Annotated in this window: 16 protein-coding genes; 9 read left to right on the forward strand and 7 right to left on the reverse strand. The window is 62.6% G+C overall.

Annotated features, from left to right (window positions below; genetic code table 11):
• Positions 1–32: 32 nt before the first annotated feature.
• Together ACF8SD_RS00655 and ACF8SD_RS00660 are read right to left on the reverse strand one after the other, a co-directional pair.
• On the reverse strand, positions 33–230 hold the full coding sequence (locus ACF8SD_RS00655; protein ID WP_009682654.1) for a YbdD/YjiX family protein: 198 nt from the start codon (positions 228–230) through the stop codon (positions 33–35).
• 13 nt (positions 231–243) lie between these two features.
• On the reverse strand, positions 244–2,310 hold the full coding sequence (locus ACF8SD_RS00660) for a carbon starvation CstA family protein (RefSeq protein ID WP_392483613.1): 2,067 nt from the start codon (positions 2,308–2,310) through the stop codon (positions 244–246).
• Positions 2,311–2,475: 165 nt separating this feature from the next.
• Here ACF8SD_RS00660 and ACF8SD_RS00665 point away from each other — a divergent pair, with 165 nt between their 5' ends.
• Positions 2,476–2,841: a PilZ domain-containing protein gene (locus tag ACF8SD_RS00665; protein WP_173891054.1), complete on the forward strand. Its 366-nt coding sequence runs from the start codon at positions 2,476–2,478 to the stop codon at positions 2,839–2,841.
• A gap of 260 nt (positions 2,842–3,101) precedes the next feature.
• Positions 3,102–4,622 (forward strand): nucleobase:cation symporter-2 family protein, encoded by a 1,521-nt coding sequence (locus ACF8SD_RS00670; protein ID WP_029886890.1) that lies wholly within the window; start codon positions 3,102–3,104, stop codon positions 4,620–4,622.
• Between the two features lie 191 nt (positions 4,623–4,813).
• Here ACF8SD_RS00670 and radA read toward each other — a convergent pair whose 3' ends face one another.
• Positions 4,814–6,184, reverse strand: coding sequence for a DNA repair protein RadA (gene radA, locus ACF8SD_RS00675; RefSeq protein ID WP_009681282.1), 1,371 nt, complete (start codon positions 6,182–6,184; stop codon positions 4,814–4,816).
• 176 nt (positions 6,185–6,360) lie between these two features.
• Here radA and mscL point away from each other — a divergent pair, with 176 nt between their 5' ends.
• Positions 6,361–6,780, forward strand: coding sequence for a large-conductance mechanosensitive channel protein MscL (mscL, locus tag ACF8SD_RS00680; RefSeq protein ID WP_029888025.1), 420 nt, complete (start codon positions 6,361–6,363; stop codon positions 6,778–6,780).
• Positions 6,781–6,974: 194 nt separating this feature from the next.
• Here the strand turns inward: mscL and ACF8SD_RS00685 are convergent, their stop codons facing one another.
• Complete coding sequence (locus ACF8SD_RS00685) at positions 6,975–7,751, reverse strand: ferredoxin--NADP reductase (protein WP_392483612.1); 777 nt, start codon at positions 7,749–7,751, stop codon at positions 6,975–6,977.
• A gap of 214 nt (positions 7,752–7,965) precedes the next feature.
• Here ACF8SD_RS00685 and ACF8SD_RS00690 point away from each other — a divergent pair, with 214 nt between their 5' ends.
• Both ACF8SD_RS00690 and ACF8SD_RS00695 read left to right on the forward strand, forming a co-directional pair.
• Positions 7,966–8,673, forward strand: coding sequence for an autoinducer binding domain-containing protein (locus ACF8SD_RS00690; protein WP_392483611.1), 708 nt, complete (start codon positions 7,966–7,968; stop codon positions 8,671–8,673).
• A 96-nt stretch (positions 8,674–8,769) separates the two neighbouring features.
• Positions 8,770–9,894: a methyltransferase gene (locus ACF8SD_RS00695; protein ID WP_392483610.1), complete on the forward strand. Its 1,125-nt coding sequence runs from the start codon at positions 8,770–8,772 to the stop codon at positions 9,892–9,894.
• A 114-nt stretch (positions 9,895–10,008) separates the two neighbouring features.
• Here ACF8SD_RS00695 and ACF8SD_RS00700 read toward each other — a convergent pair whose 3' ends face one another.
• The 3 genes from ACF8SD_RS00700 to ACF8SD_RS00710 are packed head-to-tail and all read right to left on the reverse strand — an operon-like array spanning position 10,009 to position 12,621.
• A complete protein-coding gene (locus ACF8SD_RS00700; protein WP_054912344.1) occupies positions 10,009–10,164 on the reverse strand; it encodes a DUF2474 domain-containing protein in 156 nt (51 codons plus the stop codon).
• 9 nt (positions 10,165–10,173) lie between these two features.
• The gene (gene cydB, locus ACF8SD_RS00705; protein WP_392483609.1) at positions 10,174–11,181 is read right to left on the reverse strand and encodes a cytochrome d ubiquinol oxidase subunit II; all 1,008 of its coding nucleotides are present in this window, start codon (positions 11,179–11,181) and stop codon (positions 10,174–10,176) included.
• Positions 11,182–11,184: 3 nt separating this feature from the next.
• Positions 11,185–12,621 carry a cytochrome ubiquinol oxidase subunit I gene (locus tag ACF8SD_RS00710; RefSeq protein WP_173891060.1) on the reverse strand — a complete coding sequence of 479 codons (1,437 nt, stop codon included), beginning with the start codon at positions 12,619–12,621 and terminating at the stop codon, positions 11,185–11,187.
• Positions 12,622–12,965: 344 nt separating this feature from the next.
• Here ACF8SD_RS00710 and ACF8SD_RS00715 point away from each other — a divergent pair, with 344 nt between their 5' ends.
• The 4 genes from ACF8SD_RS00715 to ACF8SD_RS00730 all read left to right on the forward strand — a co-directional run bounded on the left by ACF8SD_RS00715 (position 12,966) and on the right by ACF8SD_RS00730 (position 17,718).
• On the forward strand, positions 12,966–14,186 hold the full coding sequence (locus tag ACF8SD_RS00715) for an MFS transporter (protein WP_054912342.1): 1,221 nt from the start codon (positions 12,966–12,968) through the stop codon (positions 14,184–14,186).
• A 190-nt stretch (positions 14,187–14,376) separates the two neighbouring features.
• On the forward strand, positions 14,377–15,672 hold the full coding sequence (locus tag ACF8SD_RS00720) for an NCS2 family permease (RefSeq protein WP_009682260.1): 1,296 nt from the start codon (positions 14,377–14,379) through the stop codon (positions 15,670–15,672).
• On the forward strand, positions 15,669–16,754 hold the full coding sequence (gene trmA / locus ACF8SD_RS00725; protein ID WP_054912341.1) for a tRNA (uridine(54)-C5)-methyltransferase TrmA: 1,086 nt from the start codon (positions 15,669–15,671) through the stop codon (positions 16,752–16,754). Before ACF8SD_RS00720 ends, trmA begins: the two co-directional genes overlap by 4 nt.
• A 58-nt stretch (positions 16,755–16,812) precedes the next feature.
• Positions 16,813–17,718: a LysR family transcriptional regulator gene (locus tag ACF8SD_RS00730; RefSeq protein WP_392483608.1), complete on the forward strand. Its 906-nt coding sequence runs from the start codon at positions 16,813–16,815 to the stop codon at positions 17,716–17,718.
• Positions 17,719–17,721 lie beyond the last annotated feature (3 nt).

Here is a 17,721-nt window from a genome sequence, read left to right on the forward strand (position 1 = left end):
CGATGAGGCCGGAACAGCTTAACGCTTGAGACTCAACAGCACTTTGGCCCGGACTTGCCGCCATAACGTGCTTCCTGACGTTCGCGGAAGAACTGCTCATACGTCATGACCGGCTTGTCCGGGTGTGTCTTGTGCATGTGCTCGACATAGTTGTCGTAGTCGGGCATGCCGACCATCAGGCGGGCGGCCTGCCCCAGGTACTTACCCAGTCGACCCAGGTCGTTGAACATGACAGTAGTCCTCTCAAGCGTCAGGCAGGGCCTGGAACGGGGTTTCCTTGTCGCTGCGCTCTTTGCGGCCGAGGGCGGCGTAACCGACCTTGATGGCAAAGAACAGCACACTGAACACCACCAGCAGGAACAGAATGGTCAGGCCGGCGTTGGTGTAGGCGTTGAAGATCACGTGTTGCATCTGCCCGATGTCCTTGGCCGGGGCCAGAACCTGGCCGGCGTCCAAGGCGGTGCTGTATTTCTTGGCCAGGGCCAGGAAACCTACCGCCGGGTTCGGGTCGAACAGCTTGATCAGGCCCGCCGCCGTGGTGCAGATCAGCAGCCAGGCTGCCGGCAGCAGGGTGACCCAGATGTAGCGCTCGCGCTTCATCTTGATCAGGACCACGGTGCCCAGCATCAGGGCGATACCCGCCAGCATCTGGTTGGAGATACCGAACAGCGGCCACAGGGTGTTGATGCCGCCCAGCGGGTCGATCACGCCCTGGTACAGCAGGTAACCCCACAACGCTACACAACCACCGGTGGCCAGCAGGTTGGCACCCCACGACTCGGTGCGTTTCAGGGCTGGCACGAAGCTGCCCAGCAGGTCTTGCAGCATGAAGCGCCCGGCACGGGTACCGGCGTCGACTGCGGTGAGGATGAACAACGCCTCGAACAGGATCGCGAAGTGGTACCAGAACGCCATGGTGTTTTCACCCGGCAGCACCTGGTGCAGGATTTGCGCGATACCTACCGCCAGCGTGGGTGCACCCCCGGCACGGGCCAGGATGGTGTGCTCGCCAATGTCGCGGGCCACCGCCTCCAGTTGCTCGGGCGTAATCAGGAAGCCCCAGCTGCTCACGGTCTGCGCGACCGACGCCACGTCGGCACCGACCACGGCTGCCGGGCTGTTCATGGCGAAGTACACGCCAGGTTCGATCACCGACGCAGCCACCATGGCCATGATGGCCACGAACGACTCCATCAGCATGCCGCCATAGCCGATGTAGCGGGCGTTGGTTTCGTTATCCAGCAGCTTGGGCGTAGTGCCCGAGGAGATCAGCGCGTGGAAGCCAGACACCGCACCACAGGCAATGGTGATGAACAGGAACGGGAACAGGGTGCCCTTCCATACCGGGCCGGTTCCATCGGTGAACTGGGTCAGCGCCGGCATTTTCAGCTCGGGCATGGTCACCAGGATGCCGATGGCCAGGGCGATGATGGTACCGATCTTGAGGAAGGTCGACAGGTAGTCGCGCGGCGCCAGCACCAGCCACACCGGCAGCACCGCCGCCACGAAACCGTAACCGACCAGCATCCAGGTGATCTGCACACCGGTGAAGGTGAACGCCGGGCCCCATACCGGGTCAACCGCAATCTGGCCCCCCAGCCAGATCGAGGCCAACAGCAGTACCACGCCGATGATCGAGATTTCACCAATGTGGCCCGGGCGGATGTAGCGCATGTAAATGCCCATGAACATCGCGATCGGGATGGTCGCCATTACCGTGAACATGCCCCATGGGCTTTCGGCCAGGGCCTTGACCACGATCAGCGCCAGCACCGCCAGGATGATGATCATGATCAGGAAGCAGCCGAACAGGGCGATGGTGCCCGGAATGCGGCCCATTTCCTCGCGCACCATGTCGCCCAGCGAGCGGCCGTTGCGGCGGGTGGACAGGAACAGGACCATGAAGTCCTGCACTGCACCGGCCAGCACCACGCCGGCAATCAGCCACAGCGTGCCGGGCAGGTAGCCCATTTGCGCGGCGAGCACCGGGCCCACCAGTGGGCCAGCGCCGGCGATGGCGGCGAAGTGATGGCCGAACAGAATGTGTTTGTTGGTCGGAACGTAGTCCAGGCCGTCGTTGTTGAGCACCGCCGGGGTGGCACGGCGCGGGTCGAGTTGCATCACTTTGGTGGCGATGAACAGGCTGTAGTAGCGATAGGCGACCAGGTAGATGGCCACTGCCGCGACCACGATCCACAAGGCATTGATCGCCTCACCGCGACGCAGGGCAACAACACCCAGCGCGCAGGCCCCTATGACTGCCAGCGCCAGCCACGGTATGTGGCGTAGCAGGCTATTATTGTTGTTCATGGTTAGCTTCCAGCTGTTGGATTGGAAAGACCGCCCACCGAGTCTAGGGCGAGTCAGGCGGCATTGCCACACTTGCTTTGGTCTAGAGCCTCTGCGGCCAGATTGCAGTACCTGATGCACAAACCCTTCATCACCTGATCAGGATGCCACCCGAGGGCCTTACCCATGAGCGATCACGACGAACGTAGGCGTTTCCAGCGAATCTGCTTCGACGCCCCTACCAAACTTCACCAAGGCTCCCGATGCTGGTCTTCCAAGCTGCTGGACATTTCGCTCAAGGGGCTGCTGGTGGAACGCCCGCAGCAATGGGATGCCGACCTGAGCCAGAACTTCGACGCAATCATTACGCTGGACGAGCAAACGCAGGTGACCATGCAGGTCGAACTACGCCACGAAGAGCAGACCCAGCTAGGTTTCATTTGCCTATACATCGATGTCGAATCGATGACCCATCTGCACCGTCTTGTGGAATTGAACCTGGGCGACGGCACCATAATGATGCGTGAGCTGCGGGAATTGATCGAAGAATGAAATCTCTTAGCTAGCTAAGGGCCTTCCCACTTTGTGTTTCCTGTCTACTCAGACAGCTTTAGGCCTGGGTAGCAGGACTTTGTACACACCCCTCTAGTACAGCTTTAAACAAGTTGGTACGGCTCATGCATTGGGTTTTAGCACACCCTGATGCGGCACTTGTGCGCGCTCCGATCAAAATATTGTATACAATTCTTGTGGCAATCGATCATGGGAAGTGTCTACAGTAGCGCCACAACAATAAACAGAGAGCCTGCTCCATGACTACGTCCCCTAGCACGTCTCCCGCTCAACGCCCCGAGGACGAAAACCTCGGGCTGGGCGCTAACCTGGCCTATGGTCTGCAACACGTGTTGACCATGTACGGGGGGATCGTCGCGGTGCCCCTGATCCTGGGGCAGGCCGCTGGCCTGAACGGTGGCGAAATCGGCATGCTGATCGCCGCCTCGCTGTTTGCCGGTGGCCTGGCCACCCTGCTGCAGACATTGGGTCTGCCGTTTTTCGGCTGCCAGCTACCGCTGGTGCAGGGCGTGTCGTTCGCGGGCGTGGCGACCATGGGCGCCATTCTCAGCAGCGAAGGTGGCGGTGGCTTGCCGGGGGTGCTCGGCGCGGTCATGGCGGCATCGCTGATCGGCTTTCTGATTACCCCGGTGTTCTCACGCATTACCAAGTTCTTCCCGCCCCTGGTGACCGGTATCGTCATCACCACCATCGGCCTGACCCTGATGCCGGTCGCCGCGCGCTGGGTAATGGGCGGCAACAGCGCTTCGCCCGAGTTCGGCAGCGTGGCCAATATCGGCCTGGCGGCGCTGACCTTTGCCATTGTGCTGCTGCTGAGCAAACTGGGTAGCGCGAGCATTTCGCGGCTGTCGATCCTGCTGGCCATGGTGGTCGGCACATTGATCGCCTGGGCGCTGGGCATGGCCGACTTCAGCAAGGTCACCGAAGGCCCGATGTTCGCCTTCCCCACGCCGTTCCATTTCGGCATGCCCGAGTTTCACATCGCCGCCATCCTGTCGATGTGCATCGTCATCATGGTGACCCTGGTGGAAACCTCGGCCGACATCCTTGCCGTGGGTGAGATCATCGACACCAAGGTCGACTCCAAGCGCCTGGGCAACGGCCTGCGTGCCGACATGGCGTCGAGCATTCTGGCGCCGATCTTCGGCTCGTTCACGCAAAGCGCATTCGCCCAGAACGTGGGCCTGGTGGCCGTTACCGGCGTCAAGAGCCGTTATGTGGTGGCTACCGGTGGCCTGATCCTGGTGGTCCTCGGCCTGCTGCCGATCATGGGCCGGGTCATTGCCGCTGTCCCTACCCCGGTACTGGGCGGTGCAGGGATCGTGCTGTTCGGCACCGTGGCAGCCAGTGGTATCCGCACTTTGTCCAAGGTCAGCTACAAGAACAACGTGAACCTGATCATCGTCGCGGCCTCGCTGGGCTTCGGCATGATCCCGATCGCCGCGCCGACCTTCTACCACCAATTCCCGAACTGGTTCGAGACCATTTTCCACTCGGGCATCAGCTCGGCGGCGATCATGGCCATCCTGCTGAACCTGATCTTCAACCACTTCACCACCGGCAACTCGGAAAACCAGTCGGTGTTCGCTGCGGCCTACGAGCGCACCATCCAGTATTCGGACATTTCTGCACTGCGCGATGGCGACTACTTCAAGGATGGCAAGTTGTTCGATGCCGAGGGTAACGAGGTACCGATGCTGGAGCTGGACGAGCATGGCAACGAAACGGTCAGACGCCCTGCGGCGGTGGCCGAGCATTGAGGGTTGCCTGAGCGGTGAGGTGGGGGGCCGATGCGCATCATCGGCCCCCTTTTTCGTTTGCCTGGGCTGACCCTATCGCCGGCAAGCCAGCTCCCACAGGGCTCGCATCAGGGCTCACAGCTGCTTGCCACAAGATGGGCAGAACCTGTGGGAGCTGGCTTGCCGGCGATAGGGCCAGAACAGGCTACAAATTATTCGAACAATGCATCCAGGGCCTGCTCCAGCCGGGTCACGGCAATGACCTGCAGCCCCGCTGGCGGCTCCTTCGGTGCATTGCCCTTGGGCACGATCGCCCGCTTGAAGCCGTGCTTGGCCGCTTCCTTCAAGCGCTCCTGCCCGCTTGGTACCGGGCGTACCTCGCCCGACAAGCCGATCTCGCCGAACACCAGCAGGCCATGGGCCAGTGGCCGATTGCGCAGGCTGGACATCACCGCCGCCAGCAGCGCCAGGTCCGAAGCGGTTTCCAGCACCTTGACCCCGCCCACCACATTGAGGAACACGTCCTGGTCGTGGGTGGGTATACCGCCGTGGCGGTGCAGTACCGCCAGCAGCATGGCCAGGCGGTTCTGGTCCAGGCCCAGGGTGACCCGGCGCGGGTTGGCCAGGTGGCTGTCGTCCACCAGCGCCTGCACCTCGACCAGCATGGGCCGGGTGCCTTCCCAGGTGGCCATCACCACGCTGCCCGGCACTTCTTCCTGGGTACGGTTGAGGAAGATCGCCGACGGGTTGGATACCTCCTTCAAGCCACGGTCGGTCATGCCGAACACGCCCAGCTCGTTGACGGCGCCAAAGCGGTTCTTCACCGCCCGCAGCAAGCGCAGGCGGCCGTCGGACTCGCCCTCGAAATACAACACGGTATCGACCATGTGCTCCAGCACCCGCGGGCCGGCCAGCGAGCCCTCCTTGGTGACGTGGCCGACCAGGAAGATGGCCGTGCCGCTTTGCTTGGCATAACGCACCAGCAACGCCGTGCTTTCACGCACCTGGGCAACACCACCAGGGGCTGACTGCAACTGCTCGGTGAAGATGGTCTGGATGGAGTCGATCACCATTACCCGCGGCTTTTCGACACGTGCTGTGGCAATGATCGTCTCGATGCAGGTTTCGGTCATGACCTTGAGCTTGTCCTGGGGCAGGCCCAGGCGGCGCGAGCGCATGGCCACCTGTTGCTGCGACTCCTCGCCAGTGACATACAGTGCCGGCATGCCCACGGCGATATTGCACAGGGTCTGCAACAGAATGGTCGACTTGCCGATGCCGGGGTCGCCACCAATCAGCACCACCGAGCCATCTACCAGGCCGCCACCCAACACACGGTCGAGCTCGGTGCTGCTGGTGGTAAAACGGGGGATCTCCTCGACGCTGACTTCTGCCAGGGTCTTTATCTGTGCCTGCTGCCCGGTCCAACCGGCGCGGCCACTGCTGGGCGCAGCGGCACCGCCGCTTTCGATCATGGTTTCGACCAGGGTGTTCCAGGCCCCGCACTCACCACACTGGCCGGCCCATTTGGGGAAGGTCGCGCCGCACTCGGTGCAGCCATACATGCGCTTGGCCTTGGCCATGGGTTGGGGTCTCCTGGAAAAATCGCCATGATAGCCGAGCCGCACGTGCCTCGAGCGCTTCGGGATGCGACAAAACTATTCGTTCTAACCGCAGTCAGTTGCCCTGAACACAACGCATGAAGCGTTCAAGTGGCTTACACTGCGTTTACCTCACCTTTTGTTACAAGGATCTAAACATGGGCATGCTCAATGAGTTCAAGGCCTTCGCGGTCAAAGGCAACGTCGTCGACATGGCGGTTGGTATCATCATCGGCGCAGCCTTCGGCAAGATCGTCTCGTCCTTCGTCGGCGACGTGATCATGCCTCCGCTGGGCCTGTTGATTGGTGGTGTGGATTTCAGCGATCTGGCCATTACCCTGAAAGCCGCTCAAGGTGATGTACCGGCGGTGGTGCTGGCCTATGGCAAGTTCATCCAGACCGTGATCGACTTCCTGATCGTGGCCTTCGCCATTTTCATGGGCGTGAAGGCCATCAACCGGCTCAAGCGTGAAGAGGCCGTGGCACCGACTGCCCCGCCCGTGCCTACCCCCCAGGAAACGCTGCTGACCGAGATTCGCGATTTGCTCAAGACGCAGAACCAGAACCGCCTGCCTTGAGTTTGCCGGGCAGTCCAAGTTGGATGTAGGAGCGGTTTTACCCGCGAATGCGGTGGCGGCTGCAATGGTGAATGGCCAGAAAATCTTGGTCACGGGCCGGGCCTCTTCGCGGGTGAACCCGCTCCTGCAACGGGCCGTGTCGATCCGCTGCTGGGGGCACATCACCGGCAGCGCCGGTGCCCAGGCCCAGCGCCTTACCAGTAATTCTCAACCGCCACCTGGCCAGGCCGCTTGCTCAGGCTCAGTTGCAGGTCGCGCGCCTTGAGCACCTTGCGTGTCTCGTCGATCATCTGCGGGTTGCCGCACAGCATCACCCGCGAATGCTCGGGGGACAGTGCCAACCCCGCCGCCCGCTCCAACTCACCGTTCTCGATCAGCGTGGTAATGCGCTGGTTCAGCGCACCTGGGTGCTGCTCGCGGGTGACCACCGGAATGAACTGCAACTTGCCGGCGAATTCGGCCAGATAATCGCGCTGTTCCAGGCCGGCAATTTCGACCACATAAGCCAGCTCCCTGGCCTCGCGCACCGAATACACCAGCTTGATGCTGTCGAACCGCTCCCAGGCCTCGAAGTCCTGCAGGATCGACATGAACGGCGCAATGCCGGTACCAGTAGCCAGCAGCCACAGGTCGCGGCCGCCGACGAACCGGTCGAGGGTGAGGAAGCCAAACGCCTGGCGGTCTATCAGCAAGGTATCGCCTGCCCCCAGGCGGCTCAGCTCACTGGTGAACTCACCGCCCGGCACCACGATGGAGAAGAAATCCAGGTGCTCGTCATGGGGCGCACTGACCATGGAATAGGCGCGCCATACCACGCTGCCATCGGCCTTGGTCACGCCCAGGCGGGCGAACTGGCCGGAACGGAATCTGAACCCGGCATCGCGCGTAACCCGCAGGCTGAAGAGGTTCGGCGTCAGCGGCTGAACATCGAGCAGGGTCTGGCGGGTGAACTTGTCGGCGCTAGCGGTCATATCGGGCTCCAGGGTTGGCGTATGCACAGTGTCGCCTAAAGTGCTCGGGATAAAAACCACCGCTTTGTAGGGCCTCACGCCAGATGACGGTCTGAAAGTCGCAGAGAATGCTATTGGCTATAGCAAAAAAACCCAACACGACAGTAGGTCTTTTCCTACACTAGTCCTGATTCTCAAACGGATTGGATCCTAGGCCGCCCCAGGAGTTTTTCAGATGCTTCAATGGAAACCTGAACATCTTGACGCGTTCGTCAGCGAGCGCAGCCCAAAGAAGCTGTTCAACATCGCAGTGCATCTGGCGCAGGACCTGGCGATGCAGTACCTGGGACTGAAAATCCGCATTCAGATCGCGACGCAGACGCCCAGGATCTACCTGTACAGCAATTATCCCGATGAATGGATCAGACGTTATCAGCACGACGACTTCTACAAGCAGGACTGCGCCGCCCACCTCAGCCACCAGTCGACCATGCCGGTGCTGTGGACTGACGACCTCTATCGTGAGGCCCCACACTTTCGCGAAGCGGCCTGCGAGCACGGCCTGCGTCACGGCTGGACGCAGTCGCTGCACGACCTGCAACACAACGAGAGCCAGATCAGCGTAGCCCGCCCGGCGGGCAGCATCGACATCAACGAACTCTACGACAAGGCAGGCAGTGTGCAGTGGCTGTGCCACACGCTGCATGCCGTGCTCGGCGAACACCACCTGAACGCGTTGTGCCCGCCACAACCGAAGATGAGCGCGCGTGAGCTGGAAGTGCTGAAATGGTCCGCCGCTGGCAAGACCGCTGCCGACGTTGCCTGCATTCTGTCGTTGTCGCAAAGCACGGTGAATTTTCATATTCGCAGCGTGATCACCAAGACCAACGCCGCCAACAAGGCTGGCGCCATTGCCATTGCCGCGCTGCGCGGCTGGATCTGACCTTCAAATCTGCGACCGGGGGCAAAGCCCTGTAGAATCCCCCGGCAAAGCCCGGGGCGAACCGCAACGGGCAGTTTCATACCCGAGCCAGACGCCATGCCCCTGTTGACCACCCCTTACGCCGAACTCGACCTGATCCGCCAGCCCGAACAGGCCAACGACCCTTTGCAGGCTTTCGATGCCGCCGACGAATACCTGCTCGCGCAGTTGCACGCGCAGGCACCTGACGCCAACTGCCGGGTGCTGGTGCTCAACGACAGCTTCGGCGCCCTGGCCGCCAGCCTGGCTGGCAAGGTGCAGGTGACCAGCAGCGGCGACTCCCACCTGGCGCACATGGCCCTGGAAAAGAACTTGGCGCGCAATGGCCTGCCGTTCGACAGCGTGCCGTTCGTGCCTGCCAGCGAGCACTGGCAGGGCCCGTTCGACCGGGTGCTGCTGCGCGTGCCTAAAACCCTGGCCCTGCTCGAAGAGCAACTGATCCGCCTGCAGGGGCAGCTGGCCCCCACTGCGCAGGTGATTGCCGGGGCAATGGTCAAGCACTTGCCACGCGCGGCCGGTGACCTGTTGGAGAAGTACATCGGCCCGGTGCAGGCTTCGCTGGCGCAAAAGAAGGCCCGCCTGCTCACCGCGACGCTGGCAGAGCGGCCCCTGGCCCGCTCGCCCTACCCTAGCCGTTACCACCTGGACACGCCGGCGCTGGAATTGCTCAACCATGCCAACGTGTTCTGCCGTGAAGGCCTGGATATCGGCACCCGGGCGTTCCTGCCCCACCTGCCACGCGACCTCGGCCAGGCGCGGGTAGCAGACCTGGGCTGTGGCAACGGGGTGCTGGCCATTGCCAGTGCCCTGGCCAACCCGGATGCCGAGTACACCTTGGTCGACGAGTCGTACATGGCGGTGCAATCGGCACGGGAGAACTGGCGCGCCGCCTTGGGCGAACGCCCGGTCACCTTCGAAGCGGCCGACGGCTTGGCCGGGGTCGAGAAACAGTCGCTGGATGTGGTGCTGTGCAACCCGCCGTTCCACCAGCAACAGGTGGTTGGCGATTTTCTTGCCTGGCGCATGTTCCAGCAGGCTCGCGAAGCGTTGGTGGTGGGCGGGGCCCTGTACATCGTGGGCAACCGCCACCTGGGCTATCACAGCAAGCTGGCGCGGTTGTTCCGTGGGGTGGAGCAGGTAGCGGCTACGCCCAAGTTTGTAATCCTCAAAGCGCGCAAGTAAGCCTGTACCGGCCCTATCGCCGGCAAGCCAGCTCCCACAGGTACTGCACAAGGCTCGAGGCAGATGCGACCCTGGGAGCTGGCTTGCCGGCGATAGGGCCAACGCAGGCTGACCTTAATGGGTGGTCAGGCCAGCAGCTCCCATGAACAAGCGCATCACCCAGGCCGCCACACCCAGTGCGGCCACGCTCAACGCCCAGATCAGCACCAGCCAACCCAGCCGCTGCCACAGCGGTTTCTTCTCTTCCAGGCCATGCTTGCCAGCCATCATGCGCGCCTCCTAGTGATAGCCGTCTTCATGGGTCACCTTGCCGCGGAACACGTAGTAGCTCCAGAAGGTATACCCAAGGATGAACGGCAGGATGAACAGTGTGCCAACCAGCATGAAGCCCTGACTTTGTGCTGGCGCTGCGGCATCCCAGATCGAGATCGACGGCGGGATGATGTTCGGCCACAGGCTGATGCCCAAGCCGCTATAGCCAAGGAATATCAGCACCAGCGTGAGCAGGAACGGCGTGTAGTGCGCGTTGCGGGCCACGGCCTTGAGCAAGCCATAGAACGTCACCAGCACCAGCAACGGCACGGGCATGAACCACAGCAGGTTAGGCATGCTGAACCAGCGGTCGGCGATCTGCGGGTAGGCAATCGGCGTCCACAGGCTGACGATTCCGATCACCACCAGGAGCACCAGCGCCAAGGGCCGGGCGATTTCGTGCATTTTCTGCTGCAGCGGCCCTTCGGTCTTCATGATCAACCAGGTGCAACCCAGCAGCGTGTAGGCCACGATCAGCCCCGCCCCGCAGAACAGGCTGAATGGGGTCAACCAGTCGAGGGTGCCCCCGGCAAAATGCCGGTCGACCACTTTGAACCCTTCCAGGAACGCGCCCAGGGCCACACCTTGGAAGAAGGTGGCGATCAGCGAACCCCAGATGAATGCCTTGTCCCAGATGTGCCGCTTGCGGGCGGTGGCCTTGAAGCGGAATTCAAAGGCCACCCCCCGGAAGATCAAGCCGATGAGCATCAGGATCAACGGCAAGTACAACGCTTCTAGCACCACCGAGTAGGCCATCGGGAAGGCCCCGAACAGCCCGGCCCCCCCGAGCACCAGCCAGGTTTCGTTGCCGTCCCACACCGGGGCGACGGTGTTCATCATCACATCACGGTCATGCTCGCCCTTCACGAACGGGAAGAGCATGCCGATGCCCAGGTCGAAACCATCCATCACTACGTACATCATCACGCCGAAGATGATGATCACCGCCCAGATCAGCGGAAGGTCGATACCCATGGCTCAGTTCCCCTTGTTCAGGCTGGCGGTGTTGGCCTCGTGGCCATCATCGGCGGCGGACAGCGGCCGCGCCGGGGTGCGTTTGGTGCCGGGGCCACCCGGGTTGATTTCATCACCCTCACCGGTCTGCGGGCCCTTGCGCACCAGGCGCAGCATGTAGCCAAGGCCGGTGCCGAACAGGGCGAAATACACCACCACGAACGCCACCAGGGTAAAGCCAAGCTGCGCATAGCTGTGGTTGGACACCCCGTCTGCGGTGCGCAACAGGCCGTACACCACCCAGGGCTGGCGGCCAATTTCAGTGGTGAACCAGCCGGCCAGCAGCGCTACCAGGCCGGAGGGCCCCATCCACAATGCCATGTGCAGGAACGGCCGCGAGGTGTACAGCGTGCCGCGCTTGCGTAGCCAGAGGCTCCACAAGCCAACGAAGATCATCAGCAGACCCAGGCCGACCATGATGCGGAACGACCAGAACACGATGGTCGAGTTGGGCCGGTCTTCGGGCGGGAAGTCCTTCATCGCCGGCACCTGCTTGTCCAGGCTGTGGGTCAGGATCAGGCTGCCAAGCGCCGGGATCTCAAGCTTGAAGCGGGTGGTTTCGGCCTGCATGTCAGGAATGCCGAAAAGGATCAGCGGCGTCGGCTCACCGGGCACGTTCTCCCAGTGGCCTTCGATCGCGGCGATCTTCACCGGTTGGTGCTTGAGCGTGTTGAGGCCGTGGAAGTCGCCGATCACCGCCTGGATCGGGGCGACGATCAGTGCCATCCACATGGCCATCGACAGCATCTTGCGCACCGCCGGGTTGTCCCGCCCGCGCAGCAGGTGCCAGGCCGCCGAGGCGCCGACGAAGAACGCGGTAGACACGAACGCAGCCGTGGCCATGTGCATCAGGCGGTACGGGAACGAGGGGTTGAACACCACGGCCAGCCAGTCTACCGGCACTACCCGGCCATCGATGATTTCGTGGCCTTGCGGGGTTTGCATCCAGCTGTTGGAGGCCAGGATCCAGAAGGTGGACACCAGCGTACCCAGTGCCACCATCAGCGTGGAGAAGAAGTGCAGCCCTCGGCCGACACGATTCCAGCCGAACAGCATGACCCCGAGGAAACCGGCTTCGAGGAAGAAGGCGGTGAGCACCTCGTAGGTGAGCAGTGGGCCGGTTACCGCGCCGGCGAAGTCGGAGAAGCGGCTCCAGTTGGTACCGAACTGGTAAGCCATGACCAACCCCGAGACCACCCCCATGCCGAAGTTCACCGCGAAGATCTTCGACCAGAAATGGTAGAGGTCGCGGTAAACCTGATTGTGGGTGCGCAACCACAGGCCTTCGAGCACCGCCAGGTAGCTGGCCAGGCCAATGGTGATGGCCGGGAACAGGATGTGGAACGACACGGTAAAGGCGAACTGCATTCGGGCGAGCTCGAGGGCTTCTATTCCGAACATGGTGCTTCCTCTTCAGATAATCCGGCGTACGGGCTCGTGGCACCGTCGCCCACTGCCCCCACTGGGTCGAGTACGGCGCGTTGGAATTGTTCTGTTCGATCGCAGGGATTCCGGCCCACTGGGCCCATTCGTTAGTTCTGGAACGATTGATCCAGATCAACGACTGATTGGAAGCATAGTCCTGAATGCACGGTTGGGCCGTGCGGTGGATTGCCGCGTGACCGGTTGCCCCACCCGCTTTCATGGCGCGCGAAAAAGTGCCGACCCGGGCAAACAGTAACTGTTTGTTACAAACAGATGATACGCTGCGCGCCCCTCCACTGCGCCGAGGCCCCAGGGTTCCGATGTCCGATTCCGCACCGCAGTTGTTGCGCCAGCACCGCCCGTTTCTAGCCTTCTGGCTGGCCCGGGTGTTTACCGCCAGTGGCTTTCAGATGCTCACCGTGGCCATTGGCTGGCACCTCTACCAATTGACCGGCAATGTCCTGGACCTGGGCCTGGTAGGCCTGGTCGAGTTCGCCCCCAGAGTACTGTTCATGCTGCACACCGGGCATGTCGCCGACCGCTATGACAGGCGCAAGGTCGCAGCGCTGTGCCAGAGCTTGCAGGGGCTGATTGCCCTGGCATTGGCCGTGGGCAGCGCCACCGACAACGTTACCCGGGAACTGATCTTTGCCCTGGCCTTCCTGCTGGGCGCCACGCGCTCATTCGAAATGCCAGCCACCCAGGCGCTGCTACCCAACGTGGTACCGCCAGGGCTGTTCCCACGGGCGGTGGCCGCTTCAGCCTCGGCCACCCAGTCGGCGACCATCGTCGCCCCGGCGGTGGGCGGCTTTCTGTACGCCTTTGGCAGCATCTGGGTGTATGGCCCCACGGTGGCCCTGTACGCCATCGCCTGCATCCTGACCCTGAGCCTGCAGGCACGCGGCCAGGTTACCCAGCGTGGGCGTGCGAGCATCGAGTCGCTGCTGGCAGGGATCCGCTTCATTCGTAGCCGCCCGGACATTCTTGGGGCCATTTCGCTGGACCTGTTCGCTGTGCTGCTGGGCGGTGCCACGGCGCTGCTGCCGGTGTTCGCCAAGGACATCCTGCTCACAGGCCCACTGGGCCTGGGCCTGTTGCGCTCGGCGCCAGCGGTGGGGGCGTTGCTGATGTCGCTGTGGCTCGCGCGTTTTCCATTCGAGCGCAATGTCGGGCGGACCATGTTCACCGCAGTGGGTATTTTTGGCGTGGCTACCATTGCCTTCGGCCTGTCCACCTCGTTCTGGTTTTCGCTGGCGGTGCTGGTGGTACTGGGCGCGGCAGACATGATCAGCATGGTCATCCGCAGTTCGTTCGTGCAACTGGAAACCCCCGATGAGATGCGCGGGCGGGTGAGCGCGGTGAACGGGCTGTTCATAGGTGCCTCAAATCAGCTCGGCGAGTTCGAGTCGGGGGTGACCGCGCACTGGTTTGGCACAGTGCCGGCAGTGGTGATGGGTGGGGTGGGCACGTTGCTGGTGACCGGGGTATGGATAAAACTGTTCCCTACACTGGCCAAGCGGGATCGGTTGCACAGCGGTTGATGGGTTGCCGGCCACAGGGCCAATACAGGCTACAGCGAACCCATTCCCCAACGGCCATAGGCCACCGCCGAGCATGCTGGTATGATGCGCGGCTTTTTTCCGCCCCACACAAAACCACGGCAAGCGGTACGGTCTGTGCTTTGCTGTTGGGGTCGATACATTCGTGGCGCCGGGCGCCTTGGGAGCGGGAATGCTGGAAAGGCTGTTTCAACTAAAAGCACACAACACCAACGTGCGCACCGAGATTCTTGCGGGCGTCACCACCTTCCTGGCCATGGCCTACATCCTGTTCGTCAACCCGAGCATCCTCGGCGAGACCGGCATGGACAAGGGGGCGATCTTTGTCGCCACCTGCCTGGCAGCCGCCATCGGCTCCACCACCATGGGCCTGATCGCCAACTACCCGATCGCCCTGGCCCCGGGCATGGGCCTGAACGCGTTCTTCACCTATACCGTGGTGCTGCACATGGGCCACACCTGGCAAGTGGCGCTGGGTGCGGTGTTCCTGTCGGCGGTGATGTTCTTCCTGCTGTCGATCTTCCGTATCCGTGAGTGGATCGTGAACAGCATTCCGCTGCCGCTGCGCTCGGCGATTGCCGCCGGCATCGGCCTGTTCCTGGCGCTTATCGCCCTGCATAATGCCGGCATCGTCGTCGATAACCCGGCAACCCTGGTGGGCTTGGGTGACCTCAAGCAGCCGGCCCCGATTCTCGCCACGCTGGGCTTCTTCCTGATTGTCGGCCTGGAAGCACTGAAAGTGCGCGGCGCCGTACTGATCGGCATCCTGGCGGTGACCGTCGCGGCGATCGTGATGGGCGTGACGCCGTTCGGCGGCATCGTCTCCATGCCGCCATCGCTGGCCCCGACCTTCCTGCAGCTGGATATCGCCGGCGCGCTGGATGTGGGCCTGGTAAGCGTGATCTTCGCCTTCCTGTTCGTCGATCTGTTCGACAACTCCGGCACCCTGATCGGCGTGGCCAAGCGCGCCGGGCTGATGGGCAAGGACGGCCACATGCCGAAAATGGGCCGTGCACTGATCGCTGACAGCACCGCGGCCATGGCCGGTTCGCTGCTGGGCACCTCGACCACCACCAGCTACATCGAATCCGCTGCCGGCGTCAGCGCCGGTGGCCGTACAGGCCTGACGGCCATCGTGGTCGCCGTACTGTTCCTGTTGGCGCTGTTCTTCGCACCGTTGGCCGGCAGCGTGCCGGCCTTCGCCACGGCCCCGGCGCTGTTGTTCGTCGCGGTGCTGATGGCCTCGGGCCTGGCGGAGATAAACTGGGACGACGTTACCGAAGCCGCACCGGTGGTGGTGACGGCCCTGGCCATGCCGCTGACCTACTCGATTGCCAACGGTATTGCCTTCGGCTTCATCGCCTGGACTGCAGTCAAGCTGATTTCCGGCCGCTATCGCGACCTGAACCCAGCGCTGGTGATCCTTTCCATCCTGTTCGTCATCAAGCTGGGCTGGTTCAACGCATGAGTGCTGCTTTCGACCCCTCCTCCTACGCCACCCAGCTGGACGCCAAGGTCGCCCGGCTGCGCGAGCTGCTGGCACCGTTCGGCGCACCAGAGCCGGCTGTTTTCGACTCGCCACGCGAGCACTATCGCCTGCGCGCCGAGTTTCGCCTGTGGCGCGAGGATGGCCAGCGCCACTACGCCATGTTCGCCCCGGGCGAGAAGCACAAGGCGATCCTGATCGACGACTTCCCGATTGCCAGCCTGCGCATCAACGAACTGATGCCGCGCCTGAAGGCAGCCTGGCAGGCCAGCGAAGCGCTGGGCAACCGCCTGTTCCAAGTGGAGTTCCTTACCACCCTGGCTGGCGACGCCATGATTACCCTGTGCTACCACCGCCCGCTGGATGAGGCCTGGGAAGTGGCTGCACGGCAGCTGTCCGAGGCGCTGGGCGTGAGCGTGATTGGCCGCTCCAAAGGCAAGCGCCTGGTGATCGGCCGCGACTACGCGGTGGAAAAACTCGACGTGGCTGGCCGTGTGTTCAGCTACCGCCAGCCAGAAGGCGCGTTCACCCAGCCTAACGGTGCCGTGAACCAGAAGATGCTGAGCTGGGCGTTCGAGGCAATGGGCGAGCGTGAGGACGACCTGCTGGAGCTGTATTGCGGCAACGGCAATTTCACCCTGCCACTGGCCACCCGTGTGCGCCAGGTGCTGGCCACCGAGATCAGCAAGACGTCGGTCAATGCCGCGTTGAGCAACCTCGACGAAAACGCTGTGGATAACGTGCGGCTGGTGCGCTTGTCGGCTGAAGAGCTGACCCAGGCGCTGAACGAGGTGCGGCCGTTCCGCCGGCTGGAAGGCATTGACCTGAAAGCCTATGACTTCGGTACGGTGTTCGTCGACCCGCCGCGTGCGGGTATGGACCCGGATACCTGCGAGTTGACCCGGCGTTTCGAGCGGATCCTGTACATCTCGTGCAACCCGGAAACGCTGGCGCAGAACATCGCTCAGCTGCAAGATACCCACCGTATCGAACGCTGCGCGCTGTTCGATCAATTCCCGTACACGCACCATATGGAAAGCGGCGTGCTGCTGGTCCGGCGCTGATCCGCGCTGCACTGGGGCCTGGCTGGCCCCAGCGCAGCTTGCCAGGAGAGTGATGCCGATGGACCAGTTCAGTGCCATGCAGTCTTTCCGCCGGGTGGTCGATCTCGGCAGTTTCAGCGCCGCTGCCAGTCAGGCGGGGGTCTCGCATACCGTCCTGTCACGCCAGGTAAAGCAGCTTGAACGCCACCTCGGCGCGCAATTGCTCACCCGAACCACGCGCCGCTTGCACCTCACCGAAGCCGGCGCATTGTTCTATCGCCATTGCGTGCAGATTCTCGAACAGATGCAGGCGATGAGCCTGGAATTGTCGGAGCATCAGCAACAGCCCACTGGCACCTTGCGCCTGGGCGTGGCCACAGCCTTTGGTGAACTGGAGCTGGGTCGCTGGCTACCGGATTTCGTCGAGCGCCATCCCCTGTTGCAGATCGAGCTGCACTGCAGCGACCGCTTCGTCGACCTTCTCGAGGCGGAAATTGATGTCTGCTTGCGGGTCACCGACCAGTTACCGAACTCCAGCCTGGTGGCGCGCCGGCTGACGGGCAGCGAGGTGTTGCTGGTAGCAGCCCCGGGTTATCTGCAGCGACACGGCACACCGGCTACGCCCGACGAACTCACTGGCCACCCCCTGCTCGGCTATAGCCAGCTACCGCACCCACAGCGCCTGCAACTGACCAACAACCAAGGCGAACAGCGCGACATACTCATGCCCCGACGCCTGAGTGCGAATTCGCCGATGGCCCTGCGCGCTGCCGCCATAGGCGCCCTCGGAATCGCCAGCTTCGACCGCTTCATCGTCCACGATGCCCTGCAGAACGGGCGGCTGGTACCGGTGCTGGAAGGCTGGAAACTGCCAGCACGCACGCTTTACGCGGTTTATCCACAGAGCCGCTACCTGCCGCCCAAGGTGCGAGCATTGCTGGATTACGTACAGGCGTACTATTCACAAGCGAAGTGGGAATATTGATTT

This window comes from Pseudomonas sp. CJQ_9, assembly GCF_043106615.1.
GTDB classification, from domain to species: domain Bacteria; phylum Pseudomonadota; class Gammaproteobacteria; order Pseudomonadales; family Pseudomonadaceae; genus Aquipseudomonas; species Aquipseudomonas juntendi.

Excerpts from the sequence above, each read along its gene's own strand:
- ACF8SD_RS00655 (WP_009682654.1), bottom strand. The coding sequence starts at position 230 with ATGTTCAACGACCTGGGTCGACTGGGTAAGTACCTGGGGCAGGCCGCC.
- ACF8SD_RS00660 (WP_392483613.1), bottom strand. The coding sequence starts at position 2,310 with ATGAACAACAATAATAGCCTGCTACGCCACATACCGTGGCTGGCGCTG.
- ACF8SD_RS00665 (WP_173891054.1), top strand. The coding sequence starts at position 2,476 with ATGAGCGATCACGACGAACGTAGGCGTTTCCAGCGAATCTGCTTCGAC.
- ACF8SD_RS00670 (WP_029886890.1), top strand. The coding sequence starts at position 3,102 with ATGACTACGTCCCCTAGCACGTCTCCCGCTCAACGCCCCGAGGACGAA.
- radA (WP_009681282.1), bottom strand. The coding sequence starts at position 6,184 with ATGGCCAAGGCCAAGCGCATGTATGGCTGCACCGAGTGCGGCGCGACC.
- mscL (WP_029888025.1), top strand. The coding sequence starts at position 6,361 with ATGGGCATGCTCAATGAGTTCAAGGCCTTCGCGGTCAAAGGCAACGTC.
- ACF8SD_RS00685 (WP_392483612.1), bottom strand. The coding sequence starts at position 7,751 with ATGACCGCTAGCGCCGACAAGTTCACCCGCCAGACCCTGCTCGATGTT.
- ACF8SD_RS00690 (WP_392483611.1), top strand. The coding sequence starts at position 7,966 with ATGCTTCAATGGAAACCTGAACATCTTGACGCGTTCGTCAGCGAGCGC.
- ACF8SD_RS00695 (WP_392483610.1), top strand. The coding sequence starts at position 8,770 with ATGCCCCTGTTGACCACCCCTTACGCCGAACTCGACCTGATCCGCCAG.
- ACF8SD_RS00700 (WP_054912344.1), bottom strand. The coding sequence starts at position 10,164 with ATGATGGCTGGCAAGCATGGCCTGGAAGAGAAGAAACCGCTGTGGCAG.
- cydB (WP_392483609.1), bottom strand. The coding sequence starts at position 11,181 with ATGGGTATCGACCTTCCGCTGATCTGGGCGGTGATCATCATCTTCGGC.
- ACF8SD_RS00710 (WP_173891060.1), bottom strand. The coding sequence starts at position 12,621 with ATGTTCGGAATAGAAGCCCTCGAGCTCGCCCGAATGCAGTTCGCCTTT.
- ACF8SD_RS00715 (WP_054912342.1), top strand. The coding sequence starts at position 12,966 with ATGTCCGATTCCGCACCGCAGTTGTTGCGCCAGCACCGCCCGTTTCTA.
- ACF8SD_RS00720 (WP_009682260.1), top strand. The coding sequence starts at position 14,377 with ATGCTGGAAAGGCTGTTTCAACTAAAAGCACACAACACCAACGTGCGC.
- trmA (WP_054912341.1), top strand. The coding sequence starts at position 15,669 with ATGAGTGCTGCTTTCGACCCCTCCTCCTACGCCACCCAGCTGGACGCC.
- ACF8SD_RS00730 (WP_392483608.1), top strand. The coding sequence starts at position 16,813 with ATGGACCAGTTCAGTGCCATGCAGTCTTTCCGCCGGGTGGTCGATCTC.